This window comes from Paenibacillus zeirhizosphaerae (genome assembly GCF_030705605.1).
Classification (GTDB): Bacteria; Bacillota; Bacilli; order Paenibacillales; family Paenibacillaceae; genus Paenibacillus; species Paenibacillus zeirhizosphaerae.
The window spans coordinates 411,835-430,362 of record NZ_JAPCKK010000016.1; the positions used below are offsets into that span (position 1 = coordinate 411,835).

An 18,528-nucleotide genomic window follows, 5' to 3' on the forward strand; every position below is an offset into this window, starting at 1 on the left:
TTAAATGCTTTTGTCATCTGCGAATTTTCGAGGATTCATTTGCTCATACCGCATCCCCCAATCATGCATCTGCATAATAATCGGCTTCAGCGTCATTCCGAATTCAGTCAGTGAATATTCCACCTTGGGAGGAACGACCGGATAAATCTCGCGATGAACGATCCCGTCCTCCTCAAGCTCACGAAGCTGCAGTGTCAGCATCCGCTGTGTTAAGCCTGGCATCAATCGCCTGAACTCATTAAACCTCTTCGTTCCACTGAGCAGGTGGTACAAAATAATCCCCTTCCATTTACCCCCGATCACATCAAGCGTGGACTCCACCGGACAACCTGCTGGACAGGAACCATAGCCGCCTTTTCGATTTCGCATACAGTCGCGCTCCTCCTTTACAGTACTTTTTAGTTACACAGTATAATAAGTATACTACAATACGGTAGGATGCGCCAAAAAACGCCGACAGTCTAAAAGAAACTGTCGGCGTTTAAGCATAAAAAGCTATATTTCCCACTGCAGCTCCAGAAAAGCCGCATCATCATCCAGACCGTCCGTATGCCTGGAGTCCAGCAGGATTTGAATCTGGTCATCCGGAAGCTGCTCCCGAATGGGATCGAGATCGGCCAGGCCGTCCGTGTACAACTGCAGCCTCATGGGGTCCCCTCCCGTTAGCCTGCTCTCATACCAATGCGGCTGACCGCCTACAGGACCACGGGTTGTTGACCAGCGCTCCGAGGTCCGAAACGTATCCTCAAAAATCCCCTGCGCTTCTTCCGCTCCCTTCCACAGCCTGATTCGGGAATCCCCCTGCCAGGCCAGCATCATTTTCCCTTTCCTGCCACGGGATGGAAGCTCAATTCTGCCGCATATATACATCGTTTGGCTGCCCTGCCTGCGCTTCTCTTCAAGCACATTGCGGAGCAGGGCCGACATAGAGGGAATTGGCTCTTTCTCTAATGTGTCCGCAGCAGAGACAGCCCATTGCTGGAGACGCTCTTTCAGTCGTGCAGGATTTAACTCTGCATCGTCATTTAACCAGTCCAGCAGGGACTGGCCCAGGTAACGAGCCGCGAATTCCCCGCGATAACTCATGCCCACTCCGTCGCATAGAACAAAGGTGCATACGGGGCCTTCAATACGGAAGGCAGCAAAATCCTGACCACTCTCTCCGGCATGCGCAGAGTCCGAGGAACGACCATAGCCGTATCGACAGTGGAACCTGCTTTCAAAGCGGCTGAGCGGCTGTTCCGAGGTTTGGGAGCTTATATAAGTAAAGTAATCCCGCTTTGTTATGTTCCCTCTTTTTTTGACTATGGATAGCAGGGACAGCAGTGGATTCATGCCTTATCCTCCTTACCTTACAGGTGTGGCTGCCGACATCTGGAAACCGATCGACACCAGCTCGGAACATGTTCCAGGGAGCATCATCATGGCACCCTCGCCCAATTGGTAATCGGCCTCAAACAACATTTCCCGGTAGCTTCCAGGCAGCACAGAGGACATGTTTCTCAGCTTCTTCGCATGCTCGTCCTGAAGAACCGTTTCGGCTGTAATACCTTTCCAGCGGCGAGGCTCCAGAATCGGGGCATCCAGCAGCTTATCGGAAATGAATATATTTTCCACGAGCACATTCCCGTCAGGTACGCTCATGTTCATAATTCTTTTGGCTATCGGCTCCGGGTCATCACCGGTGGATACTCCATCCGTCATATGGCACACTAGCGGTGCCGGACAATCTTGCATATGAGGGATTTCAGCCTGCAAAATGCGCTCAGCCTGCAGAAAAGCCTTGGCTGAATCAGAGAAACGCTTAGGCGTCAAATCAGGCAGCGAGCCGACGGCGGCGATCTCATCAATGCCTTTAATTCCATTCAACAAATCGTAAACATCATCACTGTAGGCCAAAATCGCAATCCGGTACCTTGGAGTGAGTCTGTTGCCCTTCGTGGACCGGAAAACCATCTGACGGATGGCGAGAGAGAGGGCCTCATACACGACGTCCATACGCCGCTTTCCATCCATAAGCATATTCATGGAGGCACTGATATCTATTAAATAAATAACTAAGGCGGGAGTGCGTTGGGATGCCTGAATACTGTAGTTCATAGGTTTATTGTCACCTCGGTCAAGCGATTAAGTTCTGTTCATGTTCGATTTCAGGAGCGGCTAAATACTCGGCAGCCTGTAATCACTTTCACTTAAATATTTGTACAGCGCTGAGGCCCGATATCCCATTTCTCCAACCGAATGGAAATAAGAAGAATTCGTTTCGTACAGTTGGGTGAATTGGATGGCGAAACTGCGTGCTTTATCCTCCCTGCCGCCTTCTTGCGAGCTGTATGCTTTGTTGTACAGGGAAATGAGCTGAAGCACTTTTCCCTTCCGCTCGACCGCCGCTTTGGCAGCAGCCGCTGCCGTTTCTGCTTTTCTTTTCTCCTCAGCAGCCGCTTCAGCGGCCAGACGCTCATCGCGCTCTTTCTTCCAGGTGAGATATTCTTCGTATTTGGCCTGACGCTCGTACTTGGTCTGAAGCTCCTGCTTGGAGGCTTCCTGCTTCTGCTTCTCCTTCGATGCTAAATAAGCTTCATATTTAGCTTGCCTAGCCGCAGCGGCCGCCTGCTTCGCTTTTTCTTCTTCGGCTTTCTTCTGCGCGAGAGCAAGCTCCTCGGCTTTCCGCTCTTCCTCCGCTTTGAGCCTCGCTGCCTCCTCCATCTGCCGCTGGGCTTCCTGTTTCTTTTGTTCCTCAGCGAGCTTAACCGCTTCCAGTTGCTTCGTGTTCGCGCGGTCGGCCAAAATCTGCACCGCCGGAATCGAGCCGGCCAGCACAACGATGGCCGCTGCCGCAGAAATCATAACTTTTCTGGACCGGTACCAGGCAGGCTTCACCGGCTCTGCCGGAAGCGGCGGATGGAGCAGCTCCTCCAAGCCCTGGATGGCAGCCAGCACCTCAACCTGAAGCGGGCTCCCTTCCTCCGCAAAATGATAGAGCGAGCGGTATACCTCAAGAGCGGCGGCAGGTTTATTCGCCTCCTCCAGCTCCCGTGCCTCGCGGAACAAACGATCAATAATATCTTTGTCTCCGCGCGTGCCTTCCAACACTGGAGCCGATATTCCAATTGAAAGAGTTTCGGCTCCCGCCACGATAGCTGCTGCGCTGGTTGTCTCCTTCAGTTCCGGTTCCGCCTGCTCGGTGGATGGAATCTGCTCGTGTGAGAGAGAATTTAGAACGACAAGCCATTCGCCGAAGGTAGGGCAACTGCTTAAATCCTGGCTTTCCCACGCTCTTACGAACAGATCGGACAAGCGGGTACCCCAGCGGGATTCCAGCGATTTACGCAGGATATAATACCGCTCACACGGGGTCTGCGTTTCGAGCTGATCGAAATAGCTTTCACCCCAGGCCCTGTCCACTACGGTTGGGTCCGACCAGCCCAGCATTTCGGCAATAATGACGGCGCCTGCAAAACGGTCCGCATATGCGCTCCACAAGCCGCTATGTACCGTTCTGTGTGCGGCATAACCTGGCGATCCAGCCAGCAGCGTGTCAGGCCGGTCCATTTTCGTACTGTACATCTGCTCGACATCCACCAGTTCCACCGGGGATACTCCTTCAGGCAGTTCAACTTCAGAAAAAAACGGAATCATCACATTGGGAGCGGACAAATCACAATGAGCCAGTCCTCTCTGCTCCATGGCAGAGCCGATGGCTGCAAGAGATCTGGCCAGCACAAGACTGTCGGAGGGCTCAAGTCGGCTTTGCTCCGTCAGGCAGTCAAACCAGGTTTTCCCGTAGACCCATGGCATTAACACCGCATAAAGCAGGTCCGGCTGTTTGGTAATTAAATCTCCGTTCCTTTCTGGAGTGAGCACGTCACGTTTACAGACCTGCAAGCCTGGAATTTCACCGTAGAGTTCCATATGTTCAGATTGGTATACCATAGCGGGAATCCGGAATTTCGAAAAAAACACTTTCAAAGCTTTGGCCTTATGAGGCGCTCCGCTTTTATCCAGAAGCTGATAAACTATGCCTTGTCTGCCAGCCTGCGCATAAGCGAGACCAGGTGCCGCCGGGTGGCTGCCGACAACATAGACCTCATCATTGATGATCAGTTCATCTCCCGGATTGGGTTGAAAAGACATGCGACATCCCTCTCTTTGATCAAATCAAATTCATGCTGTGCGAGATTATTCTCTGTATGGCAAGAAAACCGGGTGTCCTAGGAGCGCCCGGTTTTCTTGCAAAATTGCATTACTGGTATTATATAACGAAACGGTAATATCTTCAAAGCTTCTCTTACAAATCGAGAAACGATATTTATTTCGCTTGGTCGACCGTACGGAATTTATTGGCGATCGCTGTCAATTCTTGGCTGATACTGTTCAGCGTTTGCACAAATGCCTGCATTTGCTTGCTGGCTTCCTGGAACTCCTGGAAGAAGCGCTGCTTCGTCATCCCTTCCCATTGGCCTTCCATGCCTTGAATGGATTGAGTCAGGCTGGAAACGATCTGCTGGCTCTGCTCACCGCTTTGTTTAAATTGGTTGGCTACCTGATCGACCTGTTCTGGAGTAATTAAAATGCGTCCTGCCATTGCAATGAGACCTCCTTAAAAAATTTAAAAAAAATTTTGGTAATGTCTGGATATCATTCTACTATAGTATCGTCTCATGTCACAAATGGCGTAGGACCTAATCCAATTTACCCCGTTTAAAAAAATATTTCCGCGACTTTTGTCGTTATTTTATCTTTTTGGTTTTCACCTTTATCTAACCGATGCCGCGGGCTCGTTTCTGTTGTAGGTTGGGTCGGCGAACCGCCAATCCTGCGGCTGCTGCAGCGAAGCCAGTTTAAGAATGCTATCACTCACCTGCGCATCCGAATCGGCTCCCCGTCCCCCGATGACGCTGATCACGGACTGAGGGTCGGAGATACGACCTATGTTTTGATCCGAATTAGACAGGATGGAAGGACTAGAGCTGATGGTTTGTTGGAAGAGAGCAGTCGGCCGCCCCAGATTCACACTATCCAAAATCGTATTATAGCTATGATCAGCCGCCTGAAACTGATCCGCCTTACTGCTCAATTGCGAACCAAGCAATCGCAGGCCAACATGAATTTGCTCGGACAAACGTTTGCCCTGTATCCACTGATCCATGACTGCCTCGCGTGCAGACACTTCCCACTCCAAGGACTGCAGCGCCTGCTCCAGTCCGCTTGTAATCTGTTGAATCTGCTCCGCCGCGCTCTGTAGCTGGCCACTCAGCGTTCGAAGCACATCCGGCTCTACTCGAATGCGCATGTGCATCACCTTTCCTCTTCCCCTGCAGACTGTCTTAACCAATTTAGAAGCAAATCCACAAATTGAGTACGTGTCGTTAAAGTAGCAACCAGCCAATCCCCGTTGCCGCCCGAACTCATCCGGAACAGCCAGCTCATGGATTCACTCACGGCAAAAGCAGCCCGTTGTGCTCGCCATTCCCGTCCGTTCCAAACCAGCAGTTGCAGCTCTCCGTCCGCAATTCTCGAATTTAACGTTTGCGCCAGTTTCATCGAGCCTTCCGGATCGCCGCTCGCTTCCGAAAAGCTTGAAGCAAGCGACTGTGTATCTGCTTTTTCAACAAGATCATAGATCTCGCGGAATTTTTTTTGAGAAAACATAAGGGCAGGCACTTCTTCTTGAGCCTGTTCACGCCATCCCATTTTATCTGTCAGTGTGTCACAAGCCGCTGTTACGTCTCCAAGATCGCTGAGCCGGTATTCGTCATCACTGTCCTCGGATGGTGACAATTCAACCACCCTTTCGTTTGTACAGTGAAGATAACCTTCAAATTGTGTACCATCCTTGGTATATCTGTACCGGCATGCTCTGCTGGACAGGCCTGCAATAGCAACTCTGGAAAAGACGGTCGGCGGAATAGCCAGCTCTCCCCCGTTCTCCACCTGACGAAGATAGCCTTTCTCCATCAATGAAACTTTGACCAAATCCCACTCAGCCGTCAATTCTTCCGCAAGAAACCCTTGAAAGGGATCTTCTACGCCAAGCAGCCTATTGGACCCCAATACACCGGCCAGGAAAAACAACTCTTTGGACTTCAGCGTAATCAGTTTCTGTTGGGAAACCTGAAACGTTAACATTATGTGCCACCTCCCTTCAAACTACAACATGCCATCGGTCACGAATTTTGACGATCCAATCCTCACAGCTATGCCCCTCATCAAAAGGAATTGCCCCTTTAATCCTGCTGAATTTGCGCCTGATGTAATACCCCTGCCCTGGAGGTAGGACTTTCAACCCTCCTGAGCCGTTATTGGACTCTGAATAAGGGATTCGGAAGAAGGATAAATCATTGGGATCAAGCGTGCCAAATAGAACACCGCTTTGGCTTGCCTTCACATCACTAAACCAATCCACACCAAACGTCGGAAAATCCTGCGGCACCCCGGAAAGCACCACGTGCACATTCCGGTCCCGTCCCAGGCGGACGATGGAGGTGAGCTGATCCTTAACCGTGAAATCAGTTAATTGCTTGCTAAGCATATCCGCATCGTCAATGACGAGCAGCAGCTCCGGATCGTTCCCGTCTTTCGTCCTCCGCTGGACTGCCTCATACAGCATCCCCACCAGCGGAGCAAGCTCCTCTTCACTTTCAGCCGCCGCCTTTACATGAGGGAGATGTCTCAGTCTGGACAGTCCCCCTCCTCCATACCTTGTGTCCACCGTATACATGACAAGCTTGTCCGGAGAATTGTAATAAGCCAGCGACAGCATCCAACTGAGCAGGAAAGACGTTTTCCCGCCTTCCATCGGACTTCCTACAATAAAGTGCGGGCCTTCCTTTAAATTAATAAGAAACGGTGCAAGATCATCTGTCTGTATCGCAACAGGGACCTGGAACGGATTTTCCCGTTCCATTTCCTCTGTACGCTTCCATGAACGAATTAGCTCTAACAATGGAACCTTGTCGGGCAAAGGAAGAATGGCAGGCGCCTTTTCTCCCTTCCATGTCTGTCCCGCGAGAGCAATGCTTCGGCGCAGCTCCGCCGAGCGCTCGGCTTCGTCCTCACCCGATGATGGCAGCGCCGTCTGGAACTCCAACGGTGGCACCTGTCCCTTAATTAGCCCTCTGCCGGGCGTAAGCGGTCCCGGAGTTTTGGCAGGCCTGCCGACGGCATAATAATAATCGCTTGGATCCGCCAGCTCGTAGCTCACCGCATTCGGAATGTTGCTGCGGAATTTCTCGAACAAGTCAGTGATGCGATTGGCCGTTATAACAAAAGTAATGCCAAGGCTGCCTCCCTCGCGAAGTATGGCTTCCAAAAGCTCGTTTTCTTCGGGATAGGCATTCCTGAAATTCAAATAGCCGTCAATGACGACCACGATTTGTGGTACAGTGCCTACAGCGGAACGCCGGTAAGCGTTTATAGTTTTGACACCGGCTTCAGCGATAAGCTCTTTGCGCTGTGCGGACAACTTGAGCAAATAACGGAACAACCTCTTGATGCGGTCATCCTCCTCGCCCATCATCACTCCACCTACCTGCGGCAAATCCGCAAAATCACGCATCATGCGGCCCATATCAATAATGTAGCCGTTCCATTGCTCTGCCGTAAAAGAGCGTGCCAAGGATACAAGCAGGGTTTGCACAAAGGTCGTTTTACCCATCCCGGGCATTCCATATACCGCCCAATGCCCCTGATCCATTGCAATATGTAGCGGCTCCTGTCGCTGGTTAGGCAGATCGTCCAAGAGCCCCACGACCGGGCGCAGCTCAGCCTGCCCGTACAGGCCAGCTTCGGCAGCCCGTGCGGGCAGCACTGTCAAGTCCAGCACCTCGGGCAGCGGGGGCAGCCATGGCCCCTGCAGCCGTCCGATTCCCGCCGCTGCGGCCTGAGCCGCGATATAGTCGATAAATACCTGCAGTTGCTTAGGCGGTTCAGCGCCCTGTAAAGCCGATGCCGCCCGATCTCCGCTTAACAGCGGTTCTCTCTTGCCGTTCAAGCGGACCTCGTTCACCGGCATGACCTTGGAACTGTCGTCATCATCTCGATAGGGGGCACCGCTCCATGCATATTGCAGCTCTTCAAACACCTCGTCACTGCCAACCTGGAAATAACCTCTGCCTGGCTTTGTAATCCAGGCGGCATTCGGAATTTTGATCATATCGCGGCTGTCGCCTTCACTTTGCACGCGCAGACAGATGCGAAACCGCGAGTTGCTCCATATTTTATCATCGACTACACCAGCCGGTTTTTGGGTTGCCAGAATGAGATGTACTCCCAAAGTCCTACCGATGGCCGCGATGCTGATTAACTCATCCATAAATTCAGGCTGATCTTTTTTGAGCTGTGCAAATTCATCAATGATAATGACCAGATGAGGAAGCGGCTGCGCATGGCGCTGGCGGAGGAGCCTGTAATACTCGTCGATGTGCTGCAGATTGCCCGCTTCATTGAGTATCTTTTGTCTGCGTACCAGCTCAGCCTTCAGAGAAATTTTGGCCCGCTCGATCAAGCTGCTGTCCAGATTTGTGATCGTCCCGACAACATGCGGCAGCTCAACGAATGTGTTGGACATCCCGCCACCCTTATAGTCGATAAGCATAAAGGCAAGATCATGCGGATGAAACTCGGCCGCAAGAGATGCAACGATGGACTGAAGCACTTCACTTTTGCCTGAGCCGGTAGTCCCAGCAAGAAGGCCGTGCGGTCCGTGCCCCTGCCTCTCAATCTTATCATGCAGATTAATCATAATCTTCTTGCCACCTGCACGAACCCCCATAGGAACCGGAAGGGTGTCCGGATGCCTTGCTTCCTGCCATCTCGACAGTACGTTCAGCTCTTCTACGCGGTCCACACCCATCATGCCGAACAACGGAAGGACCGCAGGGATATCAGAAGCGGAAGAACGCTTAAGCCGGATCGGAGCCATATATCGGGCCAGAGCATCAGCTTCCTCCACAGTAAGCCTGTCCATACGGAAGCTCTTCTGTATAATATTCGACGACTCTGATTTAAGGGTGTATACTCCGTTCTCCGGCCCTGCTTCGACTATCAGTTGACACTGCATTGGAAGTGCTTCCTTGCGTGAGGCAAGCACGATGGTGCAGGCGTCAATGTACGATCCGTCTTCCAGCAGCAAAGGGAGCAGCGGCTCCTCCTCGATCAACTGTGCTTCCGAGAGCACGACGATATAACATGGAAGCTCCATATGTCTGCCCCCGCGCTCCTTGCGGCTGTTCCGGCGGCGGTTCAAACGTGAGAACAGATAATCGGCCAACTGATGAGCGCTGCTGTTCCGGTCTGACATCATACGCTGTGAGCGGTCATCATCCCACACATGGGGCAGCCATCTCATCCAGCTCCAATCATGCTGTTCGCGCTCATTATAAAAAGCCGCCACCTTCACCTCATCGGGCGAGTGTCTGACAGCAACCTGGGACATTATGACCCGCAGCGCAGCCAGCGTATTCTGACGCTCACCAACAACACCTATGACCTTGGATTGAAATAATGGAAGCGCAATCGAGGCATCTCCCACCGTCTGATAATCTTCAGCAAGCTCATGGGCTGCTTCCAGCAACGGCTCTCTTTCATAGCCATCCGCACGGGGAACCTGCACCTTGATGTGAAAAGGAACTTCCCCCGTACCGATTCGCACCTGCAAAAAATCATCATCTTCCGGAGATCGCTCCCATAATGAGCTGCTGTGGCTTTTGACAATCTGGGAGCAAATCTGCGGATCACCATGAATTTCATATAAAATGCGAACTTGCTCCTGCTTCTTCTCCTGCAGCTCCTCCCGGTGCTTCTGCAGTTGCTGCCTGTACATACGGTCCCGTTCCTCCAGCTTGAGCCGGTATTCTTTCTTGTTGTGCAGGTATACGAAAAATGGAATGGTGTAGGAGGTAACCATCATGAAGAGTGTAAGGATCTGGAACATGAAATAGTTGCTGTTTCCCATTTTCCCTGTTCTGCTCATGTAGATATAGAAACCGACTGTAACCAGGGTCATTATTAATGGAATAATAAGGGATACCATAGAAAACGTAGGCTTGCCCGGTTCAGCCGGGGGCCGCAAAATTTCCAGCTTTTCGTCGTGCAGGACGGGGCGGATTCGCGGGGATCGTTGATACAAAGCATTCACGTCAAAAGTCCCCCTTTTTACTCATTTTGCGTATTCTGAAACAGGGACCTGCGGCCAAACACAGGCGCCTCCTCTTCGGTAGTAGAAAAAGCCCTCTGTATCCGGATTATGCAGCCCTCCCTAAGGCCTGCTCCAGTTAGTTGCTGACAGTCTTCAACCGGAAACCATAGCCCTTCCGGGAATTTGGCTTCCATAATATATTGTACGCCGTCTCCAGGCGCTTCTCTAAATATGCGTAAACCGAGCATCAGCTTTAAATGCTGTACGGAATAATCATCATCCACTTCTATATCGAACCATTCGGTTTCCTGTCGTCCCGCAAGTACGGTCAGGATCATAAGCTCCCCTCCCGTTCAAAAAAATGTCGTTTCTCCGTTTATTCCTGACCAGAAACAACCATGATTAAAACTATTAATGTAACTTTACATGAGCCCTTTCATTCTGTCAATTTGTTACAAACTACCCATAAAAGCATGCTGCATAAGACTTAAGATGTATATTTTTATATAAGTAGAGTCAATAGTTTCATTTTTTATCTATTCAAAAAAATGTTCTTTATCCCAACAAAATGTGAACACTTTGTAAATTTTTCTGACCTTTATGTTTTTATAAGGTTTTTTTAAGGTAATTTTAAGATACAGAAACTACAATCAGTATCAGGAATAACTCTAGTGAGGTGATTTCTATGAGAACACTAATAATCTTTCAAAACAAACGAATTCCTGTGTATATTAATCATGAAAACAAACAGCCTGTCCAGAAGACTTTAAGATTGCTATCCAGCACACTGGAGAATAAAATTGCGACAGGCAAGCGTGCACTGCAAAAATGCTTAAACTCTCTGATCAGCATTGAAATCATTGGCTGCGAGGCCATCCTGCACAGTGTTAGCGAGAACGATTCGCTGGCTCTGTCCCTCTATTAATATAGAGATTTTCTTCTATAAAGTAAAAAAAGCAAAATAGGGAGAGTCCGAGCGGATTCTCCCTTGCCTTTGTGTTGCAATACCTGCTTTCATCAAGTGAAGCTTATAATAGACAGAGCATCTATCCTTATGTGTTAAGGACGGATTTTCACGGGAGTGCCTACGCCCACCATCCCGGCCAGCTCCAACACGTCTTGGTTATACATGCGAATGCAGCCTTGGGATACCGATTTCCCGATGCTCCATGGTGCATTCGTGCCATGTATGCCATAATGCGGCTCTGAAAGTCCAAGCCAGAAAGCACCGTAGGGGCCTCCCGGATTATTCTGTTTGTTTACAATAATGAACTCCCCGTGAGGTGTCTGGGTTGCCAGCTTACCTATCCCAACCGGATAACTTTTGACGACCAGGTCTCCATCTATCAGATACAAGCGGTGATCCGACAGATCTACAGTAATGCTGTAATTCGGCATAACCTTCCCTCCTGCATTATCCTATGCAGGAGCACCGCAAATGTCATACATTACCATTCCATATCATGCCGCCAGCCCGTTGAATCTAGGGAACGGGAGGCTTTCCCTGCCTTGACTTTGCGGGCCTTCTCGTTTTCTTTGCGGCTCTGATACTCCAGCTCCCGCTTCATCTTTCTATAGCTATCCAGTCGCGGGGCAGATAGTGCTCCACTGCTTACCGCTTCCTTCACAGCGCACCCTTCCTCCCGCATATGCCGGCAGTCCGTGAACCTGCATCGAGCCGCCAGGCTTTCAATATCAGCAAACGTCGTTTCCGTTCCGCTCTCATCACTCCACAGGCTAAGCTCCCGCATCCCTGGCGTATCGATGAGAACAGCATCATGCAGCAACGGAAATAGTTGCCGATGTGTCGTTGTATGCCGGCCTCTGCTGTCAGCCTCCCGTATGCCCTGGGTATCCTGGAGCTCCTCTCCTGAAAGCCAGTTTACGAGGGTTGATTTTCCACAACCCGACGAGCCGGTCAAAGCGACGGTCCGCCCCTTCCGCAGATACGATTCGAGCTGCTCTTTTCCCGCGTCATCCCAAGCTGAAACCAGCAGCACCGGAACTCCTGGCGCTGTCATTTCCATCTGCGCCACATAGACAGACGGGTCAGGACAAAGATCGCTTTTGCTCAGCACGATGACCGGATCAACCCCGCTGTTCCACGCCATAATGAGATAACGCTCCATTCTCCGCACATTAAAGTCACCATTCAGCGCCTGGACCAAAAACAGCGTATCCACGTTGGCGGCAATGATCTGTTCTCTGGTCTCCACTCCTGCAGCCTGTCTCGATATCCTGCTCTTCCGCGGCAGAACAGCATGGATAACCGCATCGTCTTCCGATGCTGAATAAGCGACTGCCACCCAATCCCCGACAGCCGGCTGCTCGGCGGCTCCCAACGTTTCATGACGCAGTTTTCCGGAAGGCACAGCCCACCGTTCACCATCATTCGTCATAATTTTCATTTTTTGTCCAAAGTCGGCTGTTACTCTGGCAGGTTTTATCGCAGAGTCGTTATAACCTGCAATCGCAAGCTGCTCCCACAACTGCAGCCATTGTTCCGACCAGCCGTATTTCTCTATACTCATGTTTATACCCATTCCTTCCGCTTCCATTTTCATTTTGCAATTCCCTTTCCACGTCCTTAACTACCATCTCCCTAACCTTGCGGACAGCACAAAAAAACCGCAGGTTTACTCCTGCGGCTGCATAAAAGGCATGGTAAGCCCGTAAACAGGCATAGGGATGCCTGAAAAATGCAAAAATCCGCAGGATATAACTCCCTGCGGATGCCCGGTCCATTCTGACCGGCGGGTAGACCGCTACTGCGGTCTTATCCGATTGTGTCCGTTAGGGAGACGACATTACGACACAGAACCCAGCTCATCATGTTCTTGCTCATACATATCGCCTCCTTCAAAATTTCCTTGATTATACGTCTCTAGGACTTTTCTTGTCAATCCTCATTTCGTTTACCTAACACTTTCCCAGCGTGTCCACATCGCACGTGGGTTCAGCTCATAAATATCATGCTCCCTATACATGAATTGGTGCATGATGAGCTCACGGCGCAGAGTTGCAAAGTCATCATAATATGTTTTAATCCATTCGTTCAATTCCCGTTCACTGTATTTCCGTCCCGGTTCAAGCTGCTCCGCCAGATGCTGCAGGACGATCAGCTTCTTCTTGTACTGGGCTGGCATTTGACGCAACCTTCCGTCCTTGGCGAAAAAATTCCGCATGACAGAAGCCGCCAAGGGCTCGTGTACTTCTTCCTCCTCCACCTCTCTGCCTCCTTTATCAAATATGAATTTTACGGAAGCCTCCGCATTCTGTCTGATAAAATCCTCGTTCAGAGTAAAATATACGGTATTTTTGTCTCTGCGCTCCTTAATCAGCGCAGCTTCGCGAAGCTTGGCCGCATGATGCGTAACCGTCGGCTGGGACAGATTCAATTTCTCCGCGAGGGCCTGTCCGTTCATCTCTCCTCCGGCGAGCAGAAGCAGAACGCGCATCCTTGTCGGATCAGCCAGCGCCTTATGATAATTCACGATTTTATCCAGTTGCATGGTTTCACAACCCTTTAATTAGATGTATATCTAATTTTATGATATCATTCTCCTCTTGTCAATCCCCTTCTGCCCCCTGTATGTGGCCTACTGGCATTTGCGCTATGAATGCGGTAGGATAAATACAGCTTTAAAGGCAGGAGGTAATACTGTGGAAGACATTATTATTATCGGCGGCGGCCCCTGTGGCCTCTCGGCAGCCATTGAATGCGGGCAGCGAGGATTAAAGCCGCTCATCATTGAGAAGCACAATATCGTACAGTCAATTTTTCTGTACCCGACCAATATGCAGTTTTTCAGCACAGCCGAGCTGCTCGAAATTGGAGACATCCCTTTCAGTTCCCCCAATGATAAACCCTTCCGTCACGAAGCCCTCACCTACTACCGCAAGGTAGCTGCGCATTATGGGCTCGACATTCGTCCTTATGAGGAAGCAGGCTCCATCGTCAAAGAGGCGGACGGAACCTTCACGGTCCATACAGCGGACAAACGCGGGCAGGCCCACCAATACCAGTCTCGTCATGTCGTAGTGGCCACCGGATATTTTGATCATCCGAATGTTCTCGGCATTCCAGGGGAAGAAATGGATAAGGTCACCCACTATTTCCGAGAGGCCCACCCTTATACAGGAACGCGTGTCGCTGTGATCGGCGGCAGCAATTCCGCGGTGGATGCCGCCATGGAGCTGGCCAAAGTAGGCGCGTACATAGATATGGTATACCGGGGTTCCGTAATATCAGAACATATCAAGCCTTGGGTAAGACCGCTGTTCGAAGGCCTCGTCAATAAAGGGAAAATCACCCTTCATCTCGGTTCACGCGTGACAGAAATCCGGCAGCATGATATTACCGTCACAACCCATGACGACGGCGAATTCAAGCTCGACAACGACTTCGTGCTTGCCATGACAGGCTTTCGTCCGGACCGCAAGCTGCTTGAATCCGTCGGGGTGCAGCTTGCAGAGGATCTGGATAAACCCGTCTTTAATCCCGAAACGATGGAAACGAACGTACCGGGTGTCTATGTGGCCGGCGTTATCGCATCCGGGCGCAACGCCAATGAAGTGTTCATTGAATCCGGACGCTGGCACGGCAGGCTGATTGCCGAGCATATTACGCAGGCACCAAGCCGGTCATGAGCGCCGGGAAGCAGGCTGGAAAAGGAGTTACTACCATGGATTACAGTTCCCTGTTGCTGCTCGTGCTCGCAGGTCTCGGCATTTTCAGCGGCAACTCAAGTGTGACGATCGCTATGGTCGTCCTGCTGCTGCTGCGAGTGATGAATTTGCATCAAGCCTTCCCCTGGCTGGAGAAATACGGCTTGACGATCGGCATCGTTCTGCTGACAATCGGCGTCATGACCCCTTTGGCGAGCGGGCGGATATCCGTCGGAGAGGTACTCTCTTCCTTTGTGCATTGGAAATCACTGCTGGCCATAGGCGTTGGCGTCCTGGTTGCCTATCTGGGAGGACGTGGAGTAACGCTGATGTCCACTCAGCCTGCCATTGTCAACGGACTGCTTATTGGAACCGTGCTCGGCGTTGCCTTTTTCAAAGGGGTTCCGGTCGGACCTTTGATTGCTGCCGGCATCCTGTCCCTTCTGATTGGCAAATCATAGACGGCTCTGTAAAAGGAATAGCCTGCTGCCATGCTGTTTTTGGGACAGCAATATGGTATACTCAATTCGATTTCTAGCCGCATATTTGCACATCGCAGGAGGAAAGCCGATGTCCCGACAGTTTGTAACCGAAGGCGTCATGGTAGCGATTTACGGCCAACTGCTGGCTCCCGCGGCAGAGGTTGAATACATCGTTCCTTATACGACCCTATTGGAATTGTACGAGTTTCGTTCCAGTGATGAGCCTCTTATAGACAATCCGGCCGACGATAAACATGTGAAACAGAAGGTAGTCGAGCTGATTGAATATCTGGAGGAGCCCTTAAACAAGAAAAAAATAAACCGGGCGCTTCAGGTTCCATGGGGCAAAAGCCTGCCGATTTTATTCGGTGATTCTGTAGCCTTCACAGTCATCAATGCAGTGGACACCGCTCAATACGGCGAATATTTCGATCCAATTGAAACTGAGCTTTTATTGACGGCACAACGGGAAAATCTACCCATTCTGACCGATCAAACGGACTGGATCGAACGGATTCTCGAAGCTTCCGTGCCTGTACAGGTCTTTGATATCGAGGACTTTGATTTTGCCGTGGAAGGCATCTATTTACCATGACGCACAAAACGGCGGTGCCGCCGGTCATAGCGGTTAAAATCCGCCTGTGGCCCGCAGCACCGCCGTTTTGAATTTCACTGTAACTCACACTCGGTTATTCAGCGCTATACTCATAAATAATATCGTCATGCTCCGGCAGGTACTTCACCTCGATTTTATGCCCTTTTAAATACCATTCATCCTGTTCTTCCATGTAAAAGATAACCCCGCCGGACTCCGTACGGAGTGCCGGATGCTGAGGAGGCTCAACCGTTATACCGAGTGAAAAACCGGGATGCAGTCCTCCGCCCGAGCTATAACGCGCAAAAAAACGGACGAAATCCCCGGACTTTAAACCGAGCTCTTTTTTATACCATTCGGCAGCGGGTTCTGATACGTATATACTCATGGGTCCTGCTCAACTCCTTAATCAAGTGCTTATTTTGCTGCTATAAGCATATCCTATCACAGCACTTCAGCAAAGAACACCAAGCCCACCCGATTTGCCCGCTGCAGTATTAAAATTCGAAAAAGGTTTGACATTTCGCAAAAGCTGGTGGTAAGATGCAACCATACGAGATCAAAATTTGAAAATACTTACAATGATCAAGAAAGGGTGATTCCGGTGTTGGATAAAGTATATGTATTGAAGCAAACTGAATATTCAACCTCATACCGGAGGAGCCACATCTGTCGCGTACCGGCCGGTCAGTTATTCTGACCCCCCTATAGCCGTGTACCTTGCTTGAATGCAGCAGGACTGGTGCGATTTCCGCCGAGGTTACCTGCGCATGCCATATGATATTGAACACAGGACATATCGTTTGCGGACGGTATGTCCTTTTTGCTGTCTTCAGCCTTGTTCATACCATGCGGCAGAGCCTTGATTACGAGAGGAAGGGATACTTTGTTTACAGTTTTAAAAGATTTAGGCTGGTTCTTTCACCGCGAACGGAAACGCTACACCATCGGGCTCGCGCTGCTGATCCTAGTAGGCTTCGTTGAGCTTGTGCCCCCCCGCCTGCTGGGTGACTCGATTGACCAAATCGTCAGCGGCTCCGTGACCTGGGACTCACTGATGCGGACAATCCTGTACATGCTGGGCATGCTCGCACTCATTTACTATGTCACTTATGTATGGATGCACCGGCTGTTCGGTGGTGCCAACCTTGTGGAACGACTGCTGCGCTCCCGTTTCATGAGACACCTTCTGAGCATGACGCCGCCTTTCTTCGAGCGTAACCGCACAGGCGATCTGATGGCGCGTGCCACGAATGATCTCCGTTCGGTTGCAGCCACCGCAGGCTTCGGCATGCTTACCCTTACGGACTCGACGATCTATCTTGCCGTAGTGCTCGGGGCCATGGGTTTTCTGATCAGTTGGAAATTAACGCTTGCAGCTATCATTCCGCTGCCTTTTATTGCACTGGCCATGAGCATTTACGGCAGGGCCGTGCATCAGCGCTATACGCTTGCACAGGACGCCTTCGGGGACATGAACGATCAGGTATTGGAATCGATCGCCGGCATCAGAGTCATCCGTGCTTATGTGCAGGAACGTCTGGATGAAAAACGATTCGCGGATATTACGGATGACGTATACCGCAAAAATCTGGCGGTCGCACGTATGGACGCTCTCTTTGAGCCTACGATCCGCCTGTGTGTCGGCTTAAGCTATGTGATTGGTCTCGGTTATGGCATGATTCTCGTGTTCCGCAATGAAATCACCCTGGGAGATCTCGTATCGTTCAATATGTATCTGGGGATGATGATTTGGCCGATGTTTGCCATTGGCGAGTTGATCAACATTATGCAGCGCGGCAGCGCCTCGCTTGACCGTGTTAATGAAACGCTATCCTCTCCGCAGGATGTTCAGGATATTGAGCATCCCGAAGCGATAGCGGCGGCCGATTCAATTGTCATGCAAGACGTAACCTTCAGATATCCCTCCTCACAGGTGGATAATCTGCAGTATATCAACCTCAGCCTGCGGCGCGGCGAGACCTTAGGTGTTGTTGGCCGTACCGGCAGCGGCAAGTCAACACTACTAAAGCAGTTGCTGCGCGAATATCCGCCAGGCAGCGGCGACATTCTGATCTCGGGTACACCGATTGCGCATATTGCGGCCGAACGGCTGCACGGCTGGATCGGATATGTGCCACAGGAGCAGATTCTGTTCTCCAAATCGGTGCGGGAAAATATCCGCTTTGGCCAACCCGATGCCAGTGATGACAAAATTATGGAAGCCATTCGCACGGCCGCATTCGATAACGACTTGGGCACGCTTTCCGACGGTCTGGATACCATCGTCGGCGAAAAGGGCATTGCGCTGTCAGGTGGACAAAAGCAGCGGGTGTCCCTTGCCCGCGCGTTCATTAGCGATCCTGACATTCTCATTCTGGACGATGCGCTCTCCGCCGTGGACGCCAGAACGGAAGCACGTATTATTGACAACATTCGGAGCCAACGCTCCGGCAAAACAACCCTGATCTCTACTCACCGTCTCTCCGCCGTCGAACATGCGGACCGGATTATTGTGCTGGAGCAGGGAAGGATTATCGAGGAGGGCACGCACAACGAGCTGTTGCAGAAGGACGGGTGGTACCGTCAGCAGTATGAGCGGCAGCAGTTGGAATCGGGACTCTCCTCCGGGGAGGTAAGCTGAG

General features: G+C 51.0%; 18 protein-coding genes. 5 read left to right on the forward strand and 13 right to left on the reverse strand.

Annotated features, from left to right (window positions below; translation table 11 throughout):
* From OIN60_RS11630 to OIN60_RS11670, 9 genes are all read right to left on the reverse strand, one after another.
* Positions 1 to 369 carry a winged helix-turn-helix transcriptional regulator gene (locus OIN60_RS11630; protein ID WP_305755029.1) on the reverse strand — a complete coding sequence of 123 codons (369 nt, stop codon included), beginning with the start codon at positions 367 to 369 and terminating at the stop codon, positions 1 to 3.
* Between the two features lie 126 nt (positions 370 to 495).
* Entirely contained in the window at positions 496 to 1,335 is an 840-nt protein-coding gene (locus OIN60_RS11635; protein ID WP_305755030.1) for a protein phosphatase 2C domain-containing protein, read from the reverse strand.
* A gap of 12 nt (positions 1,336 to 1,347) precedes the next feature.
* Positions 1,348 to 2,100, reverse strand: coding sequence for a vWA domain-containing protein (locus OIN60_RS11640; RefSeq protein ID WP_305755031.1), 753 nt, complete (start codon positions 2,098 to 2,100; stop codon positions 1,348 to 1,350).
* 60 nt (positions 2,101 to 2,160) lie between these two features.
* Positions 2,161 to 4,134 (reverse strand): serine/threonine-protein kinase, encoded by a 1,974-nt coding sequence (locus OIN60_RS11645; protein WP_305755032.1) that lies wholly within the window; start codon positions 4,132 to 4,134, stop codon positions 2,161 to 2,163.
* A gap of 175 nt (positions 4,135 to 4,309) precedes the next feature.
* Positions 4,310 to 4,585 (reverse strand): WXG100 family type VII secretion target, encoded by a 276-nt coding sequence (locus OIN60_RS11650; RefSeq protein ID WP_305755033.1) that lies wholly within the window; start codon positions 4,583 to 4,585, stop codon positions 4,310 to 4,312.
* Positions 4,586 to 4,756: 171 nt separating this feature from the next.
* Complete coding sequence (locus OIN60_RS11655) at positions 4,757 to 5,299, reverse strand: WXG100 family type VII secretion target (protein WP_305755034.1); 543 nt, start codon at positions 5,297 to 5,299, stop codon at positions 4,757 to 4,759.
* The gene (locus tag OIN60_RS11660; protein ID WP_305755035.1) at positions 5,299 to 6,129 is read right to left on the reverse strand and encodes a hypothetical protein; all 831 of its coding nucleotides are present in this window, start codon (positions 6,127 to 6,129) and stop codon (positions 5,299 to 5,301) included. The genes OIN60_RS11655 and OIN60_RS11660 overlap by 1 nt, the downstream gene beginning before the upstream one ends.
* Positions 6,130 to 6,145: 16 nt before the next feature.
* Positions 6,146 to 10,138, reverse strand: a complete 3,993-nt coding sequence (gene essC, locus OIN60_RS11665) for a type VII secretion protein EssC (protein WP_305755036.1) — start codon at positions 10,136 to 10,138, stop codon at positions 6,146 to 6,148.
* A gap of 17 nt (positions 10,139 to 10,155) precedes the next feature.
* Positions 10,156 to 10,476 carry a hypothetical protein gene (locus OIN60_RS11670; RefSeq protein ID WP_305755037.1) on the reverse strand — a complete coding sequence of 107 codons (321 nt, stop codon included), beginning with the start codon at positions 10,474 to 10,476 and terminating at the stop codon, positions 10,156 to 10,158.
* Positions 10,477 to 10,823: 347 nt separating this feature from the next.
* On the opposite strand from OIN60_RS11670, the gene OIN60_RS11675 reads away from it, so the two are divergent.
* The gene (locus OIN60_RS11675) at positions 10,824 to 11,063 is read left to right on the forward strand and encodes a hypothetical protein (RefSeq protein WP_305755038.1); all 240 of its coding nucleotides are present in this window, start codon (positions 10,824 to 10,826) and stop codon (positions 11,061 to 11,063) included.
* A gap of 134 nt (positions 11,064 to 11,197) precedes the next feature.
* Here the strand turns inward: OIN60_RS11675 and OIN60_RS11680 are convergent, their stop codons facing one another.
* The 3 genes from OIN60_RS11680 to OIN60_RS11690 form a co-directional block, all read right to left on the reverse strand.
* Positions 11,198 to 11,536, reverse strand: a complete 339-nt coding sequence (locus OIN60_RS11680) for a L,D-transpeptidase (protein WP_305755039.1) — start codon at positions 11,534 to 11,536, stop codon at positions 11,198 to 11,200.
* 50 nt (positions 11,537 to 11,586) lie between these two features.
* A complete protein-coding gene (gene rsgA, locus OIN60_RS11685; protein WP_305755040.1) occupies positions 11,587 to 12,669 on the reverse strand; it encodes a ribosome small subunit-dependent GTPase A in 1,083 nt (360 codons plus the stop codon).
* 384 nt (positions 12,670 to 13,053) lie between these two features.
* Complete coding sequence (locus OIN60_RS11690) at positions 13,054 to 13,650, reverse strand: DUF2087 domain-containing protein (protein WP_305755041.1); 597 nt, start codon at positions 13,648 to 13,650, stop codon at positions 13,054 to 13,056.
* Positions 13,651 to 13,801: 151 nt separating this feature from the next.
* On the opposite strand from OIN60_RS11690, the gene OIN60_RS11695 reads away from it, so the two are divergent.
* The 3 genes from OIN60_RS11695 (at position 13,802) to OIN60_RS11705 (ending at position 15,883) form a co-directional block, all read left to right on the forward strand.
* Positions 13,802 to 14,788 (forward strand): YpdA family putative bacillithiol disulfide reductase, encoded by a 987-nt coding sequence (locus tag OIN60_RS11695; RefSeq protein WP_305755042.1) that lies wholly within the window; start codon positions 13,802 to 13,804, stop codon positions 14,786 to 14,788.
* Between the two features lie 35 nt (positions 14,789 to 14,823).
* Complete coding sequence (locus OIN60_RS11700) at positions 14,824 to 15,267, forward strand: DUF441 domain-containing protein (protein WP_305755043.1); 444 nt, start codon at positions 14,824 to 14,826, stop codon at positions 15,265 to 15,267.
* Between the two features lie 109 nt (positions 15,268 to 15,376).
* Positions 15,377 to 15,883, forward strand: a complete 507-nt coding sequence (locus OIN60_RS11705; protein WP_305755044.1) for an ADP-heptose synthase — start codon at positions 15,377 to 15,379, stop codon at positions 15,881 to 15,883.
* Positions 15,884 to 15,977: 94 nt separating this feature from the next.
* Here OIN60_RS11705 and OIN60_RS11710 read toward each other — a convergent pair whose 3' ends face one another.
* Entirely contained in the window at positions 15,978 to 16,271 is a 294-nt protein-coding gene (locus OIN60_RS11710; RefSeq protein WP_305755045.1) for a HesB/YadR/YfhF family protein, read from the reverse strand.
* 498 nt (positions 16,272 to 16,769) lie between these two features.
* Between OIN60_RS11710 and OIN60_RS11715 the strand changes: the two genes are divergently transcribed.
* On the forward strand, positions 16,770 to 18,527 hold the full coding sequence (locus OIN60_RS11715; RefSeq protein WP_305755046.1) for an ABC transporter ATP-binding protein: 1,758 nt from the start codon (positions 16,770 to 16,772) through the stop codon (positions 18,525 to 18,527).
* Position 18,528 lies beyond the last annotated feature (1 nt).

Bases quoted from the DNA above. Each gene is read 5' to 3' on its own strand.
- OIN60_RS11670 (WP_305755037.1), bottom strand. From the start codon at position 10,476: ATGATCCTGACCGTACTTGCGGGACGACAGGAAACCGAATGGTTCGAT.
- OIN60_RS11655 (WP_305755034.1), bottom strand. From the start codon at position 5,299: ATGCACATGCGCATTCGAGTAGAGCCGGATGTGCTTCGAACGCTGAGT.
- OIN60_RS11705 (WP_305755044.1), top strand. From the start codon at position 15,377: ATGTCCCGACAGTTTGTAACCGAAGGCGTCATGGTAGCGATTTACGGC.
- OIN60_RS11700 (WP_305755043.1), top strand. From the start codon at position 14,824: ATGGATTACAGTTCCCTGTTGCTGCTCGTGCTCGCAGGTCTCGGCATT.
- OIN60_RS11650 (WP_305755033.1), bottom strand. From the start codon at position 4,585: ATGGCAGGACGCATTTTAATTACTCCAGAACAGGTCGATCAGGTAGCC.
- OIN60_RS11680 (WP_305755039.1), bottom strand. From the start codon at position 11,536: ATGCCGAATTACAGCATTACTGTAGATCTGTCGGATCACCGCTTGTAT.
- OIN60_RS11635 (WP_305755030.1), bottom strand. From the start codon at position 1,335: ATGAATCCACTGCTGTCCCTGCTATCCATAGTCAAAAAAAGAGGGAAC.
- rsgA (WP_305755040.1), bottom strand. From the start codon at position 12,669: ATGAGTATAGAGAAATACGGCTGGTCGGAACAATGGCTGCAGTTGTGG.
- OIN60_RS11630 (WP_305755029.1), bottom strand. From the start codon at position 369: ATGCGAAATCGAAAAGGCGGCTATGGTTCCTGTCCAGCAGGTTGTCCG.
- OIN60_RS11645 (WP_305755032.1), bottom strand. From the start codon at position 4,134: ATGTCTTTTCAACCCAATCCGGGAGATGAACTGATCATCAATGATGAG.
- OIN60_RS11660 (WP_305755035.1), bottom strand. From the start codon at position 6,129: ATGTTAACGTTTCAGGTTTCCCAACAGAAACTGATTACGCTGAAGTCC.
- OIN60_RS11690 (WP_305755041.1), bottom strand. From the start codon at position 13,650: ATGCAACTGGATAAAATCGTGAATTATCATAAGGCGCTGGCTGATCCG.
- OIN60_RS11710 (WP_305755045.1), bottom strand. From the start codon at position 16,271: ATGAGTATATACGTATCAGAACCCGCTGCCGAATGGTATAAAAAAGAG.
- OIN60_RS11675 (WP_305755038.1), top strand. From the start codon at position 10,824: ATGAGAACACTAATAATCTTTCAAAACAAACGAATTCCTGTGTATATT.
- OIN60_RS11640 (WP_305755031.1), bottom strand. From the start codon at position 2,100: ATGAACTACAGTATTCAGGCATCCCAACGCACTCCCGCCTTAGTTATT.